The sequence below is a fragment of the Burkholderia sp. KCJ3K979 genome (assembly GCF_016759955.1).
GTDB classification, from domain to species: domain Bacteria; phylum Pseudomonadota; class Gammaproteobacteria; order Burkholderiales; family Burkholderiaceae; genus Burkholderia; species Burkholderia orbicola.
This window is the reverse complement of record NZ_JACFYV010000476.1, coordinates 1-437: the sequence shown is the minus strand read 5'-3', so window position 1 is coordinate 437 and position 437 is coordinate 1. Positions and strand designations below refer to the sequence as shown.

General features: G+C 55.1%; 1 protein-coding gene. It reads left to right on the top strand.

Going from position 1 to position 437, the window contains the following annotated elements; translation table 11 throughout:
- Positions 1–22: 22 nt before the first annotated feature.
- Positions 23–437: hypothetical protein (locus H3O04_RS35710; RefSeq protein ID WP_202589551.1), on the top strand; the 415-nt coding region annotated here is incomplete at its 3' end.

Here is a 437-nt window from a genome sequence, read left to right as displayed (position 1 = left end):
GATGTGGCAGGCGCAGGGGCGAATGCTCACCGCACAAAGTCTGAAGATTAATGCGTTGCTGCAAGCGTTACGGGAACAAGGTTTTGACACCACCGCTATTGAACAACAGGAGCAGGAGATCTCCCGTTCGTTACGTCAGCAAGGGGAACTGGTGGGGCAGCGTTTGCAACTTCGCCAGCAACAACAGCAACTCAGTCAGCAGATAGTCGCCGCCGCCGATGAAATCGCACGCCTGGCGCAAGGTCAGGCGAATAATGCGGCAACCTCCGCCGGAGCGACCCAGGCCGGGATTTACGATTTGATCGAACAACATCAGCGTCAAGCCGCAGAAAGTGCACTCGATCGGCTGATTGATATCGATCTTGAGTATGTTAACCAGATGAATGAACTGCGCCTTAGCGCCCTGCGGGTGCAGCAAATGGTGATGAATCTGGGGC